Origin of the sequence: Chryseobacterium carnipullorum, assembly GCF_003815695.1 — a bacterium.
Taxonomy (GTDB): domain Bacteria; phylum Bacteroidota; class Bacteroidia; order Flavobacteriales; family Weeksellaceae; genus Chryseobacterium; species Chryseobacterium carnipullorum.
Genome location: NZ_CP033920.1, coordinates 2,841,585 through 2,864,043, shown reverse-complemented (window position 1 = coordinate 2,864,043; position 22,459 = coordinate 2,841,585). Strand labels below are relative to the sequence as shown.

The following is a 22,459-nucleotide window of genomic DNA, read 5'->3' as shown; positions in this document are numbered from 1 at the left end:
AGAATTCCTTCTTACCCAAATATTTCAGATAAGGACGTCTATTTTTCGCGTGAGGGATGGAAAGGGAGGTGAGGAACGAGCCGGTGCAGAATGAAATGGATCACCGAAACGAAGTGAAGCCCTGGAAAAGCCCGACCGTTTTGCCCCGGCAGAGCCGGGGCAAACGGGCACGCCCTAATATTTAAAAATTAAAAGAAACCTAATTTGTTTTTGTTGTAGGAGATCAGCATATTTTTAGTCTGACGGTAGTGATCAAGCATCATTTTATGATTTTCTCTACCGATTCCAGACTGCTTATACCCTCCGAAAGGTGCTCCTGCCGGATAAGAATGGTATTGATTTACCCAAACTCTTCCTGCCTGAATCTGGCGTGGAACATTGTAAAGCTGGTGTGCATCTCTTGTCCAAACCCCTGCACCAAGTCCATAGATTGTGTCGTTGGCAATTTTTATTCCCTCTTCTTCGTCTTTGAAAGTCGTAAATGCCAATACCGGCCCGAAGATCTCTTCCTGGAAAATTCTCATTCTGTTGTTTCCTTTGAAAATAGTCGGCTGAATATAGAATCCGTCCTCTAAGTTTTCTCCTACATTGTTTACTTCTCCACCTACAAGAACTTCAGCACCTTCTTCTTTTCCCAGCTGAATGTAGGAAAGGATTTTGTCTTTCTGGATCTGAGAAGCCTGAGCTCCCATCATAACGGTTTTATCCAGCGGATTTCCTACTTTGATGGCTTTCACTCTTTCGATCACTTTTGCAATGAATGCATCGGCAATATCTTCCTGAACCAGCAATCTTGAAGGACATGTACAGATTTCTCCCTGATTAAGGGCGAAAAGAACAGCTCCTTCAATGGCTTTATCAAGGAACTCATCGTCTGCATCCATTACTGAACTGAAGAAAACATTTGGAGATTTTCCTCCTAACTCAAGTGTTACCGGGATAATATTTTCTGTGGCGTATTGCATCACAAGACGTCCTGTAGCGGTAGAACCTGTAAAAGCTGCTTTTGCTACTTTTGGGTTGGTAACCAAAGCTCTTCCCAGCTCTGCTCCGAAACCGTTCACAATATTAATAACTCCTGCAGGCAAAAGATCACCGATAATTTCCATTAAAACCAGAATAGAAACCGGAGTGCTTTCTGCAGGTTTCAACACGACACAGTTCCCTGCTGCCAGTGCCGGAGCCAGCTTCCATACGGCCATCAATATCGGGAAGTTCCAGGGAATGATCTGGGCAATGACTCCCAGAGGCTCATGAACAATCAGAGATACGGTATCCTTATCCAGTTCATTGTGAGAACCTTCGTCTGCACGGATCACGGAAGCAAAGTATCTGAAATGGTCTATGGCAAGAGGTAAGTCAGCCGCTAAAGTTTCTCTTACTGCTTTTCCGTTGTCAATAGTTTCAACAATAGCAAGGTATTCCAGATTCTGCTCGATTCTGTCTGCAATTTTGTTCAGGATAATACTTCTTTCCGTAGATGAAGTATTTTTCCAGGTTTGAAAAGCTTTTTCTGCAGCATTGACTGCCAACTCCAAATCTTCCTTGGATGAGTGGGCTACCTGAGTAAAGTTTTTACCGTTAACAGGTGAAACTACATTAAAGTACTGCCCGTTAACTGGAGGCGTAAATTTACCGTCAATGTAATTATCATATTTGTTTTTAAATTCAGGCCACTGAAACGTAGTATCTGATTTTGGTTCTGTAATCGTGCTCATATTGATATAATTTTATTTTTTTCTTAATGCCAAGTTACATTTTGAAATGAAAAAGCAATAGCACAATCGTACAAAAAAACATTAAAATAGTACAGATGCCGAATTTTATAATTTTATTAACAACAGTGTAGGTCTAAAATTTATATATTTGAGTTATTGGGTTTTACAAAATGTTTAGAAATGAATAACAATAATAAATTTTTATTAAATACTCCTGAATTAAAAAAGGAGAGCCAGTTATTGAATCTTGTTGAGAACCAGACAAAATTCAGTCTAAACAACTGTGAATTTAATATTTATGAAACCCATCAAGCTGCTTATGGCGTAAAACTTCACTTTGAAAATATTGCTTTTACGTCTATGCTGAGAGGAAAAAAGCATATGAAGCTGGATAATAAAACGAATTATTTTGATTATTTCCCGGGTGAAAGTATTTTGGTAGCACCTGGAGAAACAATGGTGATCGACTTTCCTGAAGCAGACGAGGCGCCAACCCAATGTATTTCTTTAAGCCTTAATCCGGATTTTATAGAGGATTCTCTTAATTACTTAAACTATACTCTTCCTAAAGTGGATGACTCCTCACAATGGAATATCCAGCTGGATGAGTTTTTTCTTTTTAATAACAAGTCTCTGGCCTCAGCAACCAACAACATTATGAGAATTGCAATGGATGATAATTCCCAAAAGGATATCATGGCAGATTTTGCACTGAAAGAACTGTTGATCAGACTTATGCAAACCCAGGCAAGAAGTATGGTGGAAAAAAATATCGCTAAAAATAAATCAAGAATAGGATTCGCGGTAGACTACATCAGAAAAAATCTTCACCAAAAGCTCTCGATTGATAGTATTGCTAAACTGGCTTATGTAAGTAAGTCGAATTTCTTCAAAATGTTCAAAGACGAGCTAGGAACTTCTCCGAACGATTTTATCCTGCAGGAAAGAATCAACAGGGCAAAGGAATTATTAGCGGGCCAAAACAGCATTAAGGAAACAGCTTACCAGACCGGTTTTTCGGATACTAATTATTTTACCCGAGTATTTAAGCAATTGGTAGGAGTTACTCCTAAGAGTTATCAAAACAAAACAGTGTTTTTTAAATAAACTAAAAAGAGCAGATTCTTCTGCTCTTTTTAGTTATAAACCAATTATTTTTTTTTTGAAACAATCTGCTCTAACTGCTTCTCCAGTTTATTAATCTTTTCGGATTGAGACTTTAAAGTCTTATTTTCTTCCTGAAGTTTTTTGATTTGCTTGTTCTGCTCTATGGAGTAAAGAGTAAGTTCTTCTATCTTTTGTAAAAGTTTGATCTGAAATTCGCCAATATTCACCCCATCTTTCTCCATTACTTTTGCAGAAGCAATTTCCGGCAAATGTTTCTTTTCTTTAATGTGCTTTTCAACATCTTCTAACTTTGGAAGATTGTATTCATTTTCAAACACAAAATCAGCAGTTGGCGTAAGAGTTACTTTTACTTCTTTTGCTTCAAATTTCCCATTTAATAATGCATTTCCATTATCTCCATTTATTATTAATGCTTTACTCCAATCCCAATCATTATTCGCTACATTTTTTGGAGCAAGATGCATTAATTTTCCACCACCATCAGGAGTATGAAAAATCCAGGAATTTGTTCCACCGCTTATAATATCCTGAAATTGAGCATCCCCAACAACATCCAATTTATATTGAGGAGTATTTGTTCCAATTCCCACATTACCGTTAGGAATAAATCTTACTTTTTCTTCGCCATTAAATCTGAATCCGAGTCCGATAATATTATCTGAATCTCCTCTAATAATACCCATATCTGCATGATTATTATACCATGTAAACATAAGGGAAGAAACCAATGTATTAATAGGATTTTGCGCGGCAAAAGGCTGAAAGAATCTAATCGCTTTTTCTTCGTTTCCAAAATTAACATCGAACTTAGTCTTAGGAGTTGAAGTGCCAATTCCAACATTCCCAATTTCTGTTAATTGAAAACCGACTCCAGTAGATGTACGAAGCCTTACCCCACCATACCAATTAATATCCAACCCATCTGAACCTGATACAGGATAATGACCCAAATAAAAATTTATAGGATCACCATTACCATATAATTTGTTGAATGGGATATCTTGAGAAAATAGTAGTTCACAAATAACTAGACCTAGAACTGATAATGCTTTTTTCATAAAGTTTGTGTTTAAAATTATTGATCACTCCTATCAAACTAAAACAGCTCAATAAAAGTTGGCAAATTTAAATATTTTTTCAAGAATATCAGAATAATTTATCAGTATATATAATTTTTTTAATCCTGGTAATGATAATATCTTGCTCCTTTCAATACAGGATTTTCTGATTCTACAGATTTCAACCCAAAGCCTTTATAGCTTGTATTGACCGATCTTTTAAGTTGTTTCCGATGCAACTTTTCATAGGTTTCAAAATCAATGGATATTCTGTTTTTTAAGTTTTCAAACAAATTCCATTTTGAAACGACGGTTTTCCAGTTTTTGGATATTTTGCCGGCAAAGACTTTAGATTTAGAACCACTTCCATATCCTAAGAATCCTACCTGAGCACCCGCCATTTCTTCTCCCTCATTATAAGAAACCTGAAGAGCAGACAATAGCGCCATAAAAATAGAAGCGGTATACATATTTCCTATTTCTGAAGATGCTCTCTGTGATCTCTCAATTTTTTCACTGATGAAATTAAGATATCCTTCAGATTTGGCAACCGCTTTCTGTTCATCGGGAGTTTCGTAAGAAAGCCCGTTTTCAAGGCTATAGATCTCGGTAAAAACTCTTTTGCCATGAAGCGCATAGGGAAGATGGAAGATAAGATACCGCCATGCTTCATAGGGTTTATCTTCTCCCGTAATTTCTTTGTAATGCTGATAGGCTTCCCTGATCCTGTCCTGATAACATTGGTTTGAATACTGTCCGTCAAAAACCGGCTCATCCGTAAATACTTCTATGGTATCAGGGAAATTCTCCGGCGCTGTAGTTAAATCTTCTTTGTCATATACTCTTCTTGGTTTGAAAAAGTCAAAAACACTTTCTGTAGCTACGCCCCAATTATTTTCGATTTCAAGAAGGTCCGGTTTTGATGAGATCATAAGTGCCACAGCACCTCCGCCCTGAGTATATTCACCTGAAGAAGCAAGTTCGTATTTAGCATAATCACTGGCAATAACAACTGCTTTTTTGTCTGGATTTACTCTTACAAAATCAAGAGAATTATGTAAAGCATCCACTGCTCCAATGCAGGCAAAGGTCATATCTACCACATCACAGTTTCTGAAACATCTTTCGCCAAACTCTTTTTCCAGCACTTTCTCTACCATCTGCATGGCATAGGACGCGGTAGGTTTTGCAGCATCCAGGGCGCTTTCTGTTCCTAAATAAATCCTTGCTATCTCTTTCGGATTGATTTCATAATCTCTGATCATCTTCAATAAAGCTTCGGCTGCCAGTGTAGCCGCATCTTCATGAACATCGGGAAATCCCATTTTATGCAGTCCCAATCCTTTTTCCAGTTTTGCAGATTCAATTCCTCTTTTCTCCGCCAGGTCTTTGATTTCTAAATACAAAGACGGCACATAATAGCCCGCAGCCTCAATTCCAAAAGTCATTTTATTCTAAATTTTTATACGAATTTATAAAATGATGTTTGAATATACCCTCATTTCTCAGGCATAATTTGTCTTTTAAATACAAAAATCATAAAAAAACCGCTGTTCGATACAGCGGTTTTACATTCTTATCAATTTTAATGATCTTTTTACTTAAAATCTTCAATGGCTTTGTTGATGGCATCAATCTGTTTGTTGATACTGGCCGCATTCTGAGGATTTTGTCTCAAGAGCTCCATTTTCTTATTTAAGCCGTCTTTAAGCATCTGGGAAATCATCATTTTTACCTGAGGATTATCTCCCATCTGTCCTTTTGCATTACTGATTATTTTTGTAATGTTTTCCGTAGCTTTGAGATTGTCCGAGCTCATGATCCAGTTATAGCCTTCTTCCGCAGACTTACCTAATTCCGGGTTCTGGAATTTAATGAAGGGATAAAATGCGACAAGCGGCGTGATATTAGACATTTGTGAAGTCACTTTATTCTTGACAATTACCGGAAGAAGCTGGCTCAGCAATTCTTCTGAAGCGCCTTCAAGATCTATTTTATCTGCGAGTGCATTGGCTTTTGACGGATCTACTGTTAAAACAGCATTTAATGAAGTCCCTTTTACAGCATTGGAAACAGCATTAACGCCTTTTTCAAACATCGGCAGGTATTTCTTATCCTTAGTTTTAGTTAATGCAGCAATCGCAGCAGCCTGAACCAGTGTTTTCGGATCATTGGACGCCAGTTTCTCTACATCAGCACCTAAAGCTTTCATTTGTTCAGGATTCGAAAGATCCATTAACTGAAGAGCTTTGATTCGGGTTCTGAAGTAAGGATCTTTAAGGGCTGCAGCTAACAATTTTGTAGCAGCAGGATTTTTTCCTACCTGATCTTTTATCGCTGTTAAAGCTTTATATCTGCTTTTAAATTCCTTAGAATTCGTAAACTGCATCAGGTTTTGCTCCGGAGTTTTCGTATCAATAATATCTGCCAGCAAAATTCCGTCTGCATTGATATTGATCAGGTCAGGATTTTTAGAAACATCAAAATTGAATGTGTTTTTAGCTTCTGCATTGACCCAAACATTATATCTTTTCGGCTTTCCGTTGTCGTATACATCTATTGCAAGAGGAAATTCAAACATCTGCTCCTGAGTTTGATTGAGGGTTAATGTCACCTGCTTTTTCACAGGCTCAAAAGTAAATGAATAATTCAGTTTTGGATTTCCGCTTCCGAAATACCATTGGTTGAAGAACCAGTTCAGGTCTTTTCCGGAAACTTTTTCAAAAGACAATCTTAGCTGATGCGCTTCTGCATTCTGATATTCATTGGTTTTCAGGTAATCATTCATTCCGGCAAAGAAAGCATCATCTCCCAGATAGTTTCTCAACATATGAAGGATTCCTCCTCCTTTTTGATAGGTTACCAGATCAAAAACATCTTCACGGGAATCGTAATTGAATCTTACGAGATTTTTCTTGAAGTCAGACGGATTATGGATATACATATTTACATCCGACATCTGGTGGTAATCTGCCTGATCTTTTCCGTATTTATATTCATTCCAAAGGTACTCGGAGTAATTGGCAAAAGATTCATTTACAGTAAGGTTACTCCAGCTTTCTGCTGTTACCAGGTCTCCAAACCAGTGGTGGAAGAGTTCATGGGCAATGGTATCTTCCCATTTGTTCTCATCGATAAGCTGTCCCGGTTTCTGAAGGATATCACTTCCATGAAGGGTTGCCGTCGTGTTTTCCATGGCACCGCTTACATAATCTCTTCCTGAGATCTGTGCATATTTTGCCCACGGATAATCATAGCCTATTTTTTTTGAGAAAAACTCGATCATTTCGGGAGTGTTTCCGTAGATCTGTTTTGCATAAGGTTCGTATTCTTTTTCGATATAATAATCTACCGGAATATTTTTCCATTTGTCTTTAACGATGGCATATTCACCGACTCCCATAAAGAAAAGGTAGGTAGCATGTCTTTTATCCATTACCCAGTGGTCTGTTCTCAAGTTGTTGCCTTCTTTCTGGGAATCTTTTAAAATTCCGTTGGAAAGGGTGACATACTTGTCAGGAACCGTCATATAAATCTCCTGGGTGGTCTTCTGATTCGGTTTATCAATGGTTGGGAACCATGCGGAAGAAGATTCTGTCTCCCCTTGTGTCCAGATCTGTGTTGGCATATCCGGATTTTTACCCTGTGCATTGATGAAATAAAGTCCTTTGGCATCATTAATGGCCATACTTCCTTTCTGTTTTACCTCATTAGGACGTGCTGTATATTTGATATAGACCGTATATTCCTGATTTTTCTGATAGGTTTTATCAAGATTTATCTTTAGAATTTCATCTTTATATTCATATTTCAGAGGTGATCTTTTTCCGTTGTTATCAAGTGCTACTTCATGAATCAGCATTCCTTTTGCATCCAGCGTCAACTCATTGGTAGGATAGAAATAGGGAGAGGCTGTCAGCCATTCTTCTCCGCCCATCTGTTCTTTCTGATAATCGAAATTGACTTTAAGCTTGGTATGTTTAAGCTCCGTCACTTTGGTGTGGGTAGCTCTGTACACCTTTTCTCTTCCTGAAGTTTCGGTTTGTGCTGATACGTTTGCGGAAAAGAAGATTCCCAGTATAGCAATCGATAAAATCGCCTTTTTCATCTGTTACTTTATTATTTTTTAGAATTATTTTTTGTTATGATATCAAAAATATCATTTACCAAGGTTTCGTAGTCGCCTGTTTTAAGCTGTTCTTTGGTTTTAGCAAAAGCTTTTTTCAGTTCACTTTCCGGATTTTCGTCATCAATGATTTCAGCCGAAGCGACTCCTTTTAACTGAAGAACTGCATTTTGTAGTGCTTCAAGGTCTGCATTTTGCTCTGTATTGATTTTTAAATATTTCATTTTATTGTTTCTTAAAGGTAAAATTATTGGCACCCTGCGAAAAATCCATTGTCGCTTTTGCGGTATTGAATTTCATTTTAATGCCTGCCATTTCAAACTTAAATTCATTTTCAGAGACTGCCTGAAGAGGAAATTTACCTTGCCCTGTAGCTTGTCCCATCAGTTTTCCGTTTTCCGAAAATATTTTTATATCCAAAGGAAAGCCTTCTGCCTTATATAATCCTTCATATTTTTTAAGGAGTTCTTCTGAAACAGAAATTTCCTTAAAATTAGGCATTTTAAAATCTTTACCAAGGACTGTCTGTATCATTTTAATTGAAATATCATTATTATCGTAGTCGGACTGGTTGGTAACAAAGCTTACTGCTACTTTCAGTTCGGGAAAATAATACAGTACTGACCGGAAATTATCAATTCCTCCTGTATGTCCATATCCTGAATATTGCTCAAACGGCACTTTGGCAATTCCGTAGCCGTAGTTATCTACAAAGCCTTTCATCTGCTCAAGACTGTTTTTGCTAATTAATTTCCCATTTTCCAGACCAATGATCAATTTGATAAGTTCGGTAGGGGTAGAAATAATATTCCCTGCGCCAACCGGAATGCTCATATCCGTTTCCTGCGAAAGTTGATAGTTTCCATTGGTATATTGGTAGGAAAGCGCCTGATTTTTGGATGGATCAATTTTCCCGCCCACTTCAGTCAGTGTTAATTTTAAGGGGCGTGCAATTTTATCTTTAATCAGCCTGATATAACTTTTTTCGTAAACTTTTTCTAAAATAAATCCCAGAATTATATAGTTTGAATTGCTGTATACATATTTTGTTCCCGGAGAAAAATCACTTTTATATTTTTTGATGATAGAGAGCAAGGATTCTTCTGTCTGCGGTTTTGTATTGTAGGTCCAGTATTCTTCTTCATTGGTGAGATTATGAATTCCGCTTCGATGCTGTAAAAGATTTCCGATGGTTATCTTATCCGCATATTCTATTTCGGGATAGAACAGGGATAGTTTTGTACTAAGTGAAAGTTTCTTGTCTTCGACAGCCTTCATGATAAGTACTGCGGTAAATATTTTGGAAATAGAACCTATGCGATATTGGGTATTGATATTAGCCTTCTGCTGTTTTGCAGCATCGGAAAATCCGGTTGTCTTCAGAAAAGCAGGCCGATCGTTCTCTGCAATAGCAAAACTTCCCATTAATTTATGATGAACAGAAAGTGAATCTAGATAATCCATTAATTTCTGTTTGCTGGCATTTTGAGAAAATACCAGGCAGGAAACACTTGTCGCTGCAATGAAAAACATTTTTTTCAGAATCATATTGTCTATTTTACAATCAGTAGTAAAATAAGAGATTCTGTTACATAATGTATTATGAGAATATTAGTTGTAATCTTTGGAAGTAATCCTGCTCTGAAGCTTTGGTATATAATTTTTGAAAGTTTTTAAAATTAGCGGGCGTTCCTATTGCTCCTTTTCCTCGCTGGTCCGTCTCATAGACATTTAAAGAGGAAATATCTTTTACTATTTTTCTGAGATGCTGAGACACATTTAAAGTATCAAAAACAGCATCTTTTGTACAATCAAAGTCTTCAACCAACAGATCTGATAGGACTGGTTCTTTTTCATCCTTTTTATGACAACTAAAAAGAAAAACAATAAAAACGGCGCCAAAAATCCCCGAAAGTTTCATCAGATCGCTACCGGAGCCTTGATTCCCGGATGCGGATCATAATTTTCAAGGGTAAAATCTTCAAAAGTAAAGCTGAAGATATCTTTGATGTCTGGATTCAGTTTCATTACCGGAAGCGGTCTTGGCTCTCTGGAAAGCTGTCTGTTCACCTGCTCAAAATGGTTGTTGTAAATATGAACATCTCCGAAGCTGTGGACATAATCTCCAACTTCAAGATCGCATACCTGTGCTACCATCATGAGTAATAACGCATAACTAGCGATATTGAAAGGTACGCCCAAAAACACATCAGCACTTCTCTGATACAACTGCAGTGAAAGTTTTCCATCTGCTACATAAAACTGGAATAGTGCATGGCATGGTGCCAGTGCCATATTAGGAATTTCAGCAGCATTCCATGCAGAAACGATCAGTCTTCTGGAATCAGGGTTTTTCTTGATCTGATCAATTACTTCTGTGATCTGATCCACCACTTTTCCGTCAGCTCCCTGCCAGCTTCTCCACTGTGCACCATAAACGGGACCTAGATCACCATTTTCGTTTGCCCATTCATCCCAGATGCTTACGCCATTATCATTCAGATATTTGACATTGGTATCGCCTTTCAAAAACCAAAGCAATTCATAGATAATGGATTTCAAATGTACTTTTTTGGTGGTCACCATAGGAAAACCTTTTGACAGATCATACCTCAGCTGGTACCCGAAAACACTTCTGGTTCCGGTTCCGGTTCTGTCGGTTTTATCTGTTCCATTGTCAAGAATATGCTGTAAAAGGTCTAGGTAGTTCTGCATTTTGAAAGCGCTTTTGATGGCTCAAATTTAGAAAAAACTAAACGATTTACAGGTATCATGGGTCATAAAAAAGCACTCACTTTCATGAATGCTTTGTATGTGGGTGATGTTAATTCTCTATTAAACAGCTGTATATCCGCCGTCTATAAGATAATAGGCTCCCGTAATAAATGAAGATTTATCTGAGCTTAGGAACAAAACCAATTCTGCCACTTCCTGTGCGGTCCCGAGACGACGTATGGGATGTGTACCCATCAAAAAATCACTATTATTGAAAATTTCAACAATAAAGTTTTTTTTAAATTTTACAACAATAATACCTAATTATTTAAAAATCCATTTAAAAATTAAACAAATCATAATTCAAAAACAATAAAGCAGTACATCCTGGCTGATTTTATTAAATATTTATTATGAAAATAGAAACCTAATTATAATTAAAGAGATCAGATGATACGGTTATTCTATGCTTTGGATCGTTTGAGATATTGTATTGACTGAAAACATTTCACCTGCTTTCTTGCCAAACATCGCTTTTACAAGTGGAGATTCTGCAGAGATAGCCATAAGCTTTTGATTTTCATACACAATTTCTCCTACAGAGGCTGCAATATAAAAGAAGCCCTTATCGGTTTTAACGAGAGCGCCATTCTGTACTTTATCCATAGGTTCAGCAGATATTTTCTGAATAACGGAAAGTTGGTTCAACGATTCGTTAAGCTGTCTCTGAAGATTATTGATCTCCTGCTGAAGCATTTCACGCCCGGTTTCATATTTATCCCCCATTGAACTTTTAGTATCATTACTGGAAGCACGGGTTTCTGCGATCAGGTTTTCAAAATTGCGGATTTTATCTGTGATCTTTGTTTTTATGATGTTTAATAATTCCTGTTTATTCATGTCTTCCTGTTTTTCTTATCCAATGATTTTTCATCTTCATTCTCCTAACGGCTGTTTCCCGATGCATGAAAAATGCACATATAAAGATTATGCTGACTGCAAATATGCAAAAAATAAGCGGGCAAAAGCCCGCCCTTATTGAATAGATAGATCAAATTGAAGAATATTTCAACTTTTACTTATGAATTTTTATTTTTCAAAAACTGAATAATCTGAAACTTTAAAATTGAAATCTTTTCCACTATTAAAATCTCTTTTTGTCCGGTCAAAAATATTTCTGAAAGTTCCTGAAAGATTTTCGTCTTCGATGGTAAAGTTGATTGGTTCTTTTGACATATTGAGAACTACGAGCACCTCATCATTTCCATTCTTTCTTAGGTAAGCTAAGATTTTATCATTGGCTGTTGTATTCAGCAGATACGTAGCGACATTGGCATCTCCCCCTCTTAATGCAGGATTGGAGGTTTTTAATTCAAGCAGGGTTTTATAAAACTCTGCCATCTGGTAGGTATTGGTCCATTTGATCGCATCTTTTTCAAAAAACTCAAGTCTTTTCATATTGGGAAGCTCCTGACCTGAATACATCAGTGGCACACCGTTCCAGGTTGCAGAGAATACGGCCATCGGTTTAGCAATGACTGCGTATTTTTCATATTCTGTTCCGTTCCATGAGTTTTCATCATGATTGGCCGTAAACCATGCTCTCATTGAATGATCGCCAATCTTCGAATATTGAAGCAGCAGATCTTTAAGTTCCTGAAGCGGTTCATTTTTTTTGTAGTAGTCTGCAGATTTATGCATCCATTTCCATGAATAGCTGGCATCAAATACTTTTCCGTATTCAGGACTTTCCAGCTCATCAAATTCTCCTAACCAGAAAAGTGGTTTTATTTTTTCCACTTCCGGACGTGCCTGTTGCCAGAAATCAACTTCCACCCATGAAGCAAGGTCACATCTGAAACCATCAATACCTGTTTCCTTTACCCAGAATTTCATTGCATCAATCATGGCGAGCCTCATTTCCTGATTCTTATAATCCAGTTCAATGATATCATCCATTCCGGAAGCGATATGGAATTTTCCATCCGGATCTTTCAGATAAAATTCGGGATGCGTCTTTGTCCAGACATGATCCCAACCTGTATGATTGGCAACCCAATCGATAATCACTTTAAAGCCTAATCTGTGAGCTTCATTGATCATGTGTTTGAAATCATTCATTGTTCCAAATTCAGGATTAATGGAAGTATAATCTGAGGCTGCATAAGGACTTCCGAGACTTCCTTTTTTATTCTGTTGGGCAATAGGGGTTACAGGCATCAACCAAAGGGTCCGGACACCCATTTTTTTCAGGCGTGGCATTTCTTTCTCAAATGCTTTGAAGGTTCCTTCAGGGGTATATTGTCTTATATTGACTTCGTAGATATTCGTTGTGTGTTTCCATTCTTTAGGCAGATCCATAGTGTTTTTTGTATTTTGAGTGGTACAGGAAACAATTCCCAGACCTATTATTGCTAATAGAATTAATTTCTTCATCGCTCTATTTTTAACAAAAGTAAGGAAAAATGAAGTGTGTGAAGGTGAATTGTGAGTTGTGAAACGTGAATTTTGCTTCCCAAGTGAATCGTCAATGGTCAATTAATCAATATACTGTCTTAAAATTCGTCATTGGGGACCTTCCTGTCTGATGTCTGATATCTTGAATCTAAAATATTACATAAAAAAAGCCCGGGAAAAAATCCAGGGCTATATATTGTATTCAGATATTATCTATCATCCTCGTTGTCTTCTTCATCCTCGAAAACATCATCATCGAAGCTGTCCTCTTCATCATCATCGAAGCTGTCATCATCTTCATCTTCAAAACTGGTGCTTACGCCAAAGTCATCATCAAAGTTAAAATCATCATCCAAAAGAGGCATTGCTGATCTTTTCTTTGATCCTCCGCCATTTCCACTTTTGCTTGGTGCTTTTAACGGAACGTTTCCGAATCTGTATACGGTAATAGGATAATTGACCCCTTTTGTTTCTTCGATAATCTCTACCAGCTCGCAGAAAAATTCCCAAAGATCTAGAAGCCCGTACTGGAACTGTGCTTTATCGCCTACATTTCCAAAAGCCTCATCAATGTACACATCCGACATAATTTCGCCATCACCATCGTCGCTCATATCTTCCAGGGGAACACTTTTAAGTATTGTTCCGTCATCTTCCAACATATTAAAGGTGGAAAGCTCATCTCCCTGCAGATTGAACGCACTTTTAATTCCCAAATGTAAGTTCCATAGTGATTGTTTTCCTCTTACTTCAATATCACGGAAAATATCCTCTTTCGCATCTAATATTACGCGGATCTTGTAAACCATATCAGTTTCTTAAATTACTTTTTTGCCTTAATTATTATGATAAATCTCTGTTGCAAATATATAATAAATGAGAGGTGACAAAAAAATATTTCACGATTTTTTAAAATATTTTTTTTTCATACATTTTACCGGAATTATTTACTTTTTTCCAGCATAAAGCTAAATTTAGTTCCTTCGAGATAAACACTTTCTACCGTGATATTTTCATTATGGGCTTCGAGGATATGTTTTACGATAGCAAGCCCAAGTCCTGAACCCCCTTCCCTTCTGCTTCTGCTGGTTTCCACGCGGTAGAATCTTTCAAAAATTCTGGGAAGAATTTCTGCTTTAATTCCCATTCCGTTATCAATGACCTCGATCAGTACCTTATTTTTGAGGACACTGGTTTTTACCACAACTTTTGCTTCCTGCCGGTTGGCATAATGGATCGCATTGGAAATTAAATTAATAAAAACCTGTGAAATTTTCTGCTTATCGGCATCTACAAAAATCTGAGGGTGAAGGGTTTGTATCTGAAGTGTTGTATTATGCTTTTCTGCTTCAAATTCAAGAAGGTCGAAAATTTCCTTAATCAGAAGGTTGACATCAAATTTTGAGGTATTAATGCTGATTTCTCCAGCTTCAAGACGATTGATCATATCGAGATCTGTAACAATCGCAATCAGTCTTTCAACGGATTTATCGATTCTTTCCAGATATTTGTCGCGGATGGTAAGATTTTCAACACCACCATCTCTGAGGGTTTCTACATATCCCTGAATGGAAAACAAGGGGGTTTTAAGTTCATGCGAAACGTTGCCAATGTATTCTTTACGGTAGCTTTCCATTTCCTTCATCATGTCGATCTCCGTTATCTGCTGCTGGTTAAGATCTGAAAATCTTTCTCCGAGTTCCCGAATAGTAATATTCTCGTTATTATCATTAACAATTTCCTGTGGAAGCATCTGTGAAAGTCCACGAACCTGCTTTTTTCCATAATAGTTGAAGAGAAGCTCCAGCACTACATAGTTGATCATAAAAATGAGGATCAGGCAGATGAAAAGACCCATTTTAAAAAAAGGGGTCCGGTAATAAATATCCTTCAGTGAATCAAAGATGATGACTAAAAGAAACATCACCAGTGTCAGAAGACACGAGGCGACGAGTGTAAGTCTGTAAAATTTCAATTTTACAAGTTTTTATAGGTTATGTAAAGGTCAGGAATTTAAGTTATAAAACGATAAGTTTATAGCCGATTCCCTTTAATGTCTGAATGGTATTAATTCCCAGTTTTTCTCTTAATCTTCTGATGTGCACATCAATGGTTCTTTCTCCTACGATCACATCATTACCCCAAACTTTTTCCAGAATTTCTTCTCTTTTAAATACTTTTTCTGTATTTGAAGCCAGAAGATAAAGCAGGTCGAATTCTTTTTTAGGAAGAAGGAACTGCTGTCCGCTCTTGGAAACCCTGAAGTTATCTTTATCGATGACCAAATCTCCGATTTCTATTAATTTAGCATTATCAGAAACCTGGGAAGTCAATTGCAATAAAGCATTTACTTTAGAAGTAAGGATTTTCGGTTTGATCAGCTTCACGATATAATCGTTGGCTCCAGCCTGAAATCCTGCTAATTGTGAGAACTCTTCACTTCTGGCGGAAAGAAAAACAATCAGTGTTTTATGAAGTTCTTTTACTTTACGGAGTTCCTGACAGGTTTCGATCCCATCTTTTTCAGGCATCATCACATCTAACAGGATAAGGTCCGGGATGATCTCCTTGGCTTTTTCTATCCCTTCGTTACCATTGGTAGCAGTATAGATGTCGTAGCCTTCTTTTTCCAGGTTGTAAGACAGAATCTCTAAAATATCCAGTTCGTCGTCTATTAAGAGTATTTTCTTTTGGTTCATTTTAAATTTTTACTGAGTCAAAGTTAATAAATTTTAAAGCACAGATGAACAAATCTATTATCGTTCACATAAAGTTAACAATAATGGTCTTTTCTTAATGTTTAGTTAAGGAAAAATTAAAATTCACTAAACCACTTACCCCACTTATCTTTTATTCCTTTGCACCGAAAGAATCTAGTAAATAAAGTAAGTAAGATAATGAAAATTAATAAACTTAGCATTGCGGTCTTATTTTTATCCGGATCAATGTTTTACGCTCAGGAAACGAAGCAGGACACGATCATTAAGGAGAAAAAAATTGATGGCGTAGTAATCCAGGGAAGCAGCAACAAGAAAACTGAAACTGCGGTATTAGGAGAACAAAGAAAAGCGATTATTCAAAAGCAGGCTGTAAGTGCTGAAGAGATTTCCAGAAAAGGAATTTCCAACGTAGAACAAGGACTTACGAAAGTAACGGGAATCACTACGGTAGAAGGAAGAGGACTTTTCGTAAGAGGTCTTGAAGAGCGATACAATTATTTATTAATCAACGGTCTTGGATCACCTTCCAACAACCCGTTCCAAAAGATCATTGCCTTAAAGCAGTTCCCAACAGATGTAGTGGGAAAACTGAATATCTATAAAACCTTCAACTCTAACCTTTACGGAGATTTTGCGGGAGCTACTTTTGATATTGAAACACTTACTATTGATAAGCCTTTTACAAAAGTGGAATTCAGTGTAGGGGTAAATACTTTAAGTACATTCAGAAACAATTTCAAAATAGCTGAAGGTGCAGACGGAATGAACGGATATTTAGGTTTGAATTCCAAAGACAGAAGACTTCCGGATGAGATTAGAAACTCAAGACCGGATAACTATAAATTCACACCGGGTCAATCATTAAATTCTTTTAAAGATTCCTGGAACGTAGACAACGTAAAATCAATGCCGAATACAAGCATCGGATTTACGACTGCCCAAAAAGTAAAAATGGGAGATACAGGGAATTTAGGAATTTTATTCTCTTTAAACCAAGGAAGCAAATTTGAATATAAAGAAGGTGATAACCATCAGTTCAAAGGACAAGGTCAAGGCTCATTTATCGAAAATATGAATTTTCTTAACCGTAAGCAATATAATTACGAAATAGAATCTTCAGTTTTATTAGGTTTAGGGTATAAAAACAAAGGAACCAATGTTAACCTAAACGCTATTTATTTACAGAACGTCAATAATATTATAGAAGATAACTACGGCTACAAAGACGGACAGGTTCTTAATAAGACTACCTTCTTTAGAACAAACCAGTTGGATATTTCAAGATTTTTAGACTTGCAGCTAACAGCTTCTCAAAAAATAAATGAAAGACATCAAGTAAAAGCAGGAGCCAGCTATGTTATTAATAATTATCAGCAACCTGACAGAAAAATCATAGAAGGTAACCGTATTGATCCCACTACCGGAACAAGACTTTCGGATGAAAACATCGCAATGCGTTACGGGGGGAATAACATTATCCGTCAGTATCTAGATGTAGACTCCAGATTCTACGGTTCAGCTTTTGCGGAATATCAATTGTCTTTAGGAGAAAAAGGAGACAGAAAAGACTTTCCTATTCAAATTGCCGTAGGTTATAATGGTTTCTCAGATTTCAGAAAAACGTCTTACCGATTTATTTTCGGACGTACATCAACTTCATCAGCTCCTTTTGTTATTAATATTGATACTCCTCAGGATGTTTTCAATGCTTCACTTAGAAATGGAGATTTATATTATCAGGAAGGTTCAGATGTTTCTCAGTTTTATTCAAGCTTCTATCAAATTATTAATGGGGGTTATGCTAACGTTAACCTTAAACCAAGTGATTCATGGGATATCTTATTGGGAGCAAGATATGAGAATGATATGACGCTAATCCGTTATTCTGAACAGAGTGCCGAAAATAAAATTAATCTGGATAAAAATAAAGATTTCTTCTTACCATCATTATCTGTAAAAAAGGCACTTAATAATAAGAATAATTTAAGGTTCTCTTTCAGTAAGACAGTTACACGTCCTATCCTTATCGAGACGATGCCAATTACTTATATCAATCCTGATAACGTAAATATTGTAGGTAACCCTGCCATTAAAAATAGTGAAAACTATAACTTCGATTTGAAGTGGGAATACTTCCCTACCAATAAAGAGATGTTTGCTGTTAACTTATTTGCCAAAAGAATTGACAATGCCATTGAGCGTTCACTGGTAGCTTCAGGAAATGCAACAGGTTCAACGATCACCTTCTTCAATGCAAAAAAAGCAGATCTATTCGGGATAGAATTAGAAGGAATTTTCAGTTTGGGGAGAATATCTGAAGCTTTAAGAAGTTTTACTTTAGGCGCTAATGCAACCATTATGCATTCAGATGTAGAGAGAAGCCAGGATCAGCTAAACATGGAAAGACCTGATTGGTTTGCCCTTACAGGGGAAACGTTACGCAAAAGAGGTTTACAGGGAGCTTCTCCTTATACCATCAATGCTGATTTAAAATACGAACTAAAAAACCGCAATAATTTAGCCCATACATTCTCTCTTGTTTATAATGTATCCGGAAGTAAAATCTATGCAACAGGAGGTGCAGGTACGGATAACTACTACGAAAAACCATTCAATCAGATAGATTTTGTATACCAGGGCCAATTGACTAAAAACTGGAATGTAAAATTTGCTGTACAGAATATTTTAGACAGCAAGTATAAAATCTTAATTGGTGATAAAAATTACCTCCCAACTAATTTTGAACAAGGTAACAATACACTTACCAACTATTACAGAGGTACTACATTTAATCTTACTGTAGGCTATACATTCTAAAAATAATTTAATAAAAAATAAAAATAAGTATAAAAATGAAAAGAAGAGTTTTATCATTATTATCGTTAACAGCCGTGTTAACATTAGCCTTAAATTCATGTACTATCGAGGTAAATGATGGCCTAGGAGACGGTACTACAGTTACTACTCCGGGAACTACTGAAAGTGTACTAAGCGGAAGCGGAACATTATCAGGAACTATTTCAAAAGATATCCTTATCAAAAAGGGAAGCTATACATTAGACGGAATCGTAAAAATTACGAATAACGCTACCATTACCATTGAAGCAGGAGCTACTTTCAATGTAGTGACTTCTAAAACAAGTGGTTTAGTAATTCTTCAGGACGGAAAGATCAATGCGGTTGGTACAGCTGCTGAACCTATTGTATTTACAACAGCTACTAAGGTTCCTGGAGACTGGGGCGGTATTACAATCTATGGGACAGCTCCAATCAAAGCTGTCAATGGAAATACTCAAGCTCTTTCTGAAGACGGAAACAATGTATATTACGGAGGAAGTGATGCTAATTCAAATTCAGGTACCATGAAGTTTGTACGAGTTGAATATGCAGGAAAAAAGATCGGTGACGGTACTTCTGAAACCAATTCAATGACTTTCTACGCTGTAGGAGCAGGAACTGTTTTAGAAAATCTTGTAACGTATAAAGGAACTGATGACGGGTATGAATTCTTCGGAGGTACAGTAAGTGCCAAGAACATTGTTTCTTATGGTAACTATGATGATTCTTTCGACTGGCAGGATGCATGGAGCGGACAAAACAATACGAACTGGTACGCTTTCCAGACAGGGACAGGTAACTTCGGAATGGAAATTGAAGCTTCTGGTAATGCCGATAATGTGGCACCAAAAATATCAAATATCACCCTTATCAGAGACGCAAATACTCTTCCTGAAACAGCTAACTCACCTGAAATTACTGCTATTCAGTTCAAAAAACAGGGAACAGGAATTTTCTCTAATGTGTACATCAGCGGTTATAAAAATATCGGAACTCAGAAAGCTTATAGCGTACTGATTCAGGATGCAGCTACAGAGACAAGCCAGGTAAATACCGGAAAAGTAGTGGTTGCTCCCCTTACTTATCTAAACTCTGACAATGCCGGAGTTTGGGGGTATGCTTACACTCCAAACGGTGCTAAAACTTTCACCAATACGACTACTGTTACCAAAGTATCTCTAACTCCTGGAGCTTGGGCTACCGTAGACGGAGTTAATCTTTTAGCAGGATTACAATAAGTAACTAGTTTCTTCATATCAAATTTTAAAAGCCATCAGAATCTCTTCTGGTGGCTTTTGATTATTCATATAACTATACAGAAAAAGCCATCAGAAGATCCAATGGCTTTATTCACAAAAAACAAGTATATAAAAAATATATTTCAATTAATGTCTCCAGAAAAGATTCCCTTCATTCATGAAAGCTTCTATTCCGGACACTCTGGAAACCGCTTCGGCAGAGCATGAGGCATCAGCCAGTACAATGGAAGCATCGTCCCCGGCTTTTGGCCACTGCTGTTTTCCCTGATCATCCAGAGGAAGAATATTCTGAGTCGCAAACTGTAATGTTCTTGACAACTTCAATTCAGTTTCATATCCGTACAGTTCAGCGATAAGATTGGCTTTCTGAAGCATATTTCCTGATCCGAAAGTACTCCAGTAATCCTGCACATTATCATTTCCGATCAGGACATTAACCCCGTACTTTTTCAATACAGGAATCGGCATTACCTTTCCTCTGAAGGGTACGGAAGACGCAATTCCAACCTTTCCTTCTGCCAGCCTTTCTGCAATCCTTTCTGTTTCTTTTGGAGAAAGATAAGCTAAAGCAAAGGCATGGCTTATAAATATTTTCCCTTGCAGTTCCGGATTTTCAATCGCCTTATCAATCAGATAATTGATCGTTTTCATGCCGGACTCTCCTGCTTCATGCAAGTGAATATCAATTCCTTTTTGATGATCAAGCGCTAATTGTACCGTAAAGTCAAGTACTTTTTCAATATTACCATCTATACTTAAAGGATCCAGGCCTCCTATAAAACCTACACTTTTCAATTGGGCTGCTTCTTTCATCAAAGGAGCAGCATCTGTATAAAATAAACCGTGCTGTGGAAAAGCCACAAGCTCTGCTTTAAAAGAATCTTTTTTATGTTCCAATGCTTTTTCAAGATTCTCCAATGATTGTAAACCTGAAGTAGGATCAATATTAAAATGAGTCCTTGCAAAATGAGTCCCATAATGCTGTAACAGACTGATCAGCTGCTCTGCCCTTTCTACAGATGTTTTTAAAAGTTCAGGGATGATTTCCTGTTCATACGCAATCATATCCTTCACCGTTCTGCGTTTCGGTGAAAGCGCCTGCCATGGAAGTCCATATAGTGTTTTATCCAGATGAATATGCATATCCCTGAAGGCAGGAAGCATCAGAAAACCTTTAGCATCCAACGCATCAGAGGCTACATCATTTGCTGTTACAGATTTGATCTTTCCATTCTCTATTTCAATACTGAAAAGGTCGGTTTTGGTTCCGATCACTTCTTCTTCATCGTATTCAAATCCCGTTTCGAGGCGGACATTTTTGAGTGAATATTTTCCTTTTGCGGTCAGTTGATAGGGAAACTGCATAACTTATCTTTTAAAAAGACAAAGTTACGCCCCCTTTATAATGACACAGGTGTATCAATTATGCTTTGTTTTGTACGGATTATTATTTAAACTGTGAAGGAGTCATTCCCGTCTGTGCTTTGAAAAATTTGGAAAAACTGGCATGATCATAGAAACCGAGATCGTAGACAATATCTTTCACAGACATTTCCGATACTTTTAAAAGGCGTTTTGCCTCCAGCAGAATACGGTCCTGAATGAGCGATGATGCAGAAGAGTTCAGATTCTTTTTACAGACGATGTTTAAATAATTAGCAGAAATATTAAGCTTCTCTGCATAGAAGGAGACCGATCTTTCTGTTCGGAAATGCTCATCAATAAGCTGTAAAAATTTAGAGATAATAGGGTTGGAATGGTACATTTCAAAATCTTTAAAAGTCCCTTCCACCGATTTGCTGACCAACAGACCAATCAGCTCGCTCCGTTTCTGAATGACTTCCCAAAATACATTCGTTTCACTTATCTCTTTCCGGATGGCCTGAAATTCGTACAGGAAAGTCTGAAAAGTTTCTTTGGAAAGATGAATAACAGGATGATTCTGATAATAAGAAGCAGAAAATCTCAGAGAAGGCAGAAAACTTTCAAACCAGCCTCTGCTGATCATCAGCTGATAACCCACGGTTTCCTTTTCGATCACCCATTGATGTACCTGATCCGGAAAAACAAGATGGATCTGGCTGTTTCCCACTTCATATTCCGTAAAATCGATCGTGTGGCTGCCTTTCCCATGTTCAAAAAGATTGATGATAAAAAAATCATGTTTGTGGGGTTCATCAATGGAACGTTCCCCATGGAGTTCATTAAACAGCAAATGACAGCCCTGAAGCTGATTATCACTGAACTCCTGAATTCCTAAAACGGGAAAATGATCTGTATGAAAACCCACGTATCCTGATTTTCTCCTAAAATTAGTGAAATTTATACGAGAAATCTGAACGGAGGGAGCTATTTTCATTTTTTATACAGCCTTGAAGTTTTTAAAGACAAATAATCAAAAGTATTTTTGTTGACCCATTAGTAATTGTAAGCCAAAAAA

General features: G+C 37.1%; 18 protein-coding genes. 3 read left to right on the top strand and 15 right to left on the bottom strand.

The features are described from left to right. Positions 1-188: 188 nt before the first annotated feature. Positions 189-1,718, bottom strand: coding sequence for an aldehyde dehydrogenase family protein (locus EG346_RS13085; protein WP_123879117.1), 1,530 nt, complete (start codon positions 1,716-1,718; stop codon positions 189-191). A gap of 180 nt (positions 1,719-1,898) precedes the next feature. On the opposite strand from EG346_RS13085, the gene EG346_RS13080 reads away from it, so the two are divergent. Further along, positions 1,899-2,825 carry an AraC family transcriptional regulator gene (locus EG346_RS13080; protein WP_123879115.1) on the top strand — a complete coding sequence of 309 codons (927 nt, stop codon included), beginning with the start codon at positions 1,899-1,901 and terminating at the stop codon, positions 2,823-2,825. A 44-nt stretch (positions 2,826-2,869) separates the two neighbouring features. Here the strand turns inward: EG346_RS13080 and EG346_RS25115 are convergent, their stop codons facing one another. The 12 genes from EG346_RS25115 to EG346_RS13020 form a co-directional block, all read right to left on the bottom strand. Continuing rightward, entirely contained in the window at positions 2,870-3,904 is a 1,035-nt protein-coding gene (locus tag EG346_RS25115; protein WP_228429331.1) for a hypothetical protein, read from the bottom strand. Positions 3,905-4,023: 119 nt separating this feature from the next. Further along, a complete protein-coding gene (locus EG346_RS13070; RefSeq protein WP_123879113.1) occupies positions 4,024-5,352 on the bottom strand; it encodes a hydroxymethylglutaryl-CoA synthase family protein in 1,329 nt (442 codons plus the stop codon). Between the two features lie 149 nt (positions 5,353-5,501). After that, positions 5,502-8,012 (bottom strand): M1 family metallopeptidase, encoded by a 2,511-nt coding sequence (locus EG346_RS13065; protein WP_123879111.1) that lies wholly within the window; start codon positions 8,010-8,012, stop codon positions 5,502-5,504. A gap of 11 nt (positions 8,013-8,023) precedes the next feature. Further along, positions 8,024-8,254: a hypothetical protein gene (locus tag EG346_RS13060; RefSeq protein WP_123879109.1), complete on the bottom strand. Its 231-nt coding sequence runs from the start codon at positions 8,252-8,254 to the stop codon at positions 8,024-8,026. Position 8,255: 1 nt separating this feature from the next. After that, a complete protein-coding gene (locus EG346_RS13055) occupies positions 8,256-9,578 on the bottom strand; it encodes a serine hydrolase domain-containing protein (protein WP_228425878.1) in 1,323 nt (440 codons plus the stop codon). A gap of 372 nt (positions 9,579-9,950) precedes the next feature. Continuing rightward, positions 9,951-10,745 carry a thymidylate synthase gene (locus tag EG346_RS13050; RefSeq protein WP_073333200.1) on the bottom strand — a complete coding sequence of 265 codons (795 nt, stop codon included), beginning with the start codon at positions 10,743-10,745 and terminating at the stop codon, positions 9,951-9,953. A gap of 120 nt (positions 10,746-10,865) precedes the next feature. Then, positions 10,866-11,000, bottom strand: coding sequence for an SDR family oxidoreductase (locus EG346_RS13045; RefSeq protein ID WP_394343261.1), 135 nt, complete (start codon positions 10,998-11,000; stop codon positions 10,866-10,868). 204 nt (positions 11,001-11,204) lie between these two features. Continuing rightward, positions 11,205-11,645 (bottom strand): GreA/GreB family elongation factor, encoded by a 441-nt coding sequence (locus EG346_RS13040; protein ID WP_123879107.1) that lies wholly within the window; start codon positions 11,643-11,645, stop codon positions 11,205-11,207. 189 nt (positions 11,646-11,834) lie between these two features. After that, on the bottom strand, positions 11,835-13,181 hold the full coding sequence (locus EG346_RS13035; protein ID WP_123879105.1) for an alpha-amylase family glycosyl hydrolase: 1,347 nt from the start codon (positions 13,179-13,181) through the stop codon (positions 11,835-11,837). A gap of 230 nt (positions 13,182-13,411) precedes the next feature. Continuing rightward, positions 13,412-14,011, bottom strand: coding sequence for an IS1096 element passenger TnpR family protein (locus EG346_RS13030; protein WP_123879103.1), 600 nt, complete (start codon positions 14,009-14,011; stop codon positions 13,412-13,414). Between the two features lie 134 nt (positions 14,012-14,145). Continuing rightward, a complete protein-coding gene (locus tag EG346_RS13025; protein WP_123879101.1) occupies positions 14,146-15,177 on the bottom strand; it encodes a sensor histidine kinase in 1,032 nt (343 codons plus the stop codon). A 43-nt stretch (positions 15,178-15,220) separates the two neighbouring features. Further along, positions 15,221-15,901, bottom strand: a complete 681-nt coding sequence (locus EG346_RS13020) for a response regulator transcription factor (RefSeq protein ID WP_073333215.1) — start codon at positions 15,899-15,901, stop codon at positions 15,221-15,223. A gap of 198 nt (positions 15,902-16,099) precedes the next feature. Between EG346_RS13020 and EG346_RS13015 the strand changes: the two genes are divergently transcribed. Together EG346_RS13015 and EG346_RS13010 are read left to right on the top strand one after the other, a co-directional pair. Beyond that, complete coding sequence (locus tag EG346_RS13015) at positions 16,100-18,739, top strand: TonB-dependent receptor plug domain-containing protein (protein ID WP_123879099.1); 2,640 nt, start codon at positions 16,100-16,102, stop codon at positions 18,737-18,739. Positions 18,740-18,774: 35 nt separating this feature from the next. Next, complete coding sequence (locus EG346_RS13010; RefSeq protein WP_123879097.1) at positions 18,775-19,998, top strand: beta-helix domain-containing protein; 1,224 nt, start codon at positions 18,775-18,777, stop codon at positions 19,996-19,998. A gap of 147 nt (positions 19,999-20,145) precedes the next feature. On the opposite strand, the gene EG346_RS13005 is transcribed toward EG346_RS13010, so the two are convergent. Then, on the bottom strand, positions 20,146-21,384 hold the full coding sequence (locus tag EG346_RS13005) for an amidohydrolase (RefSeq protein ID WP_123879095.1): 1,239 nt from the start codon (positions 21,382-21,384) through the stop codon (positions 20,146-20,148). Positions 21,385-21,466: 82 nt separating this feature from the next. After that, a complete protein-coding gene (locus EG346_RS13000; RefSeq protein ID WP_228429329.1) occupies positions 21,467-22,378 on the bottom strand; it encodes a helix-turn-helix domain-containing protein in 912 nt (303 codons plus the stop codon). Positions 22,379-22,459 lie beyond the last annotated feature (81 nt).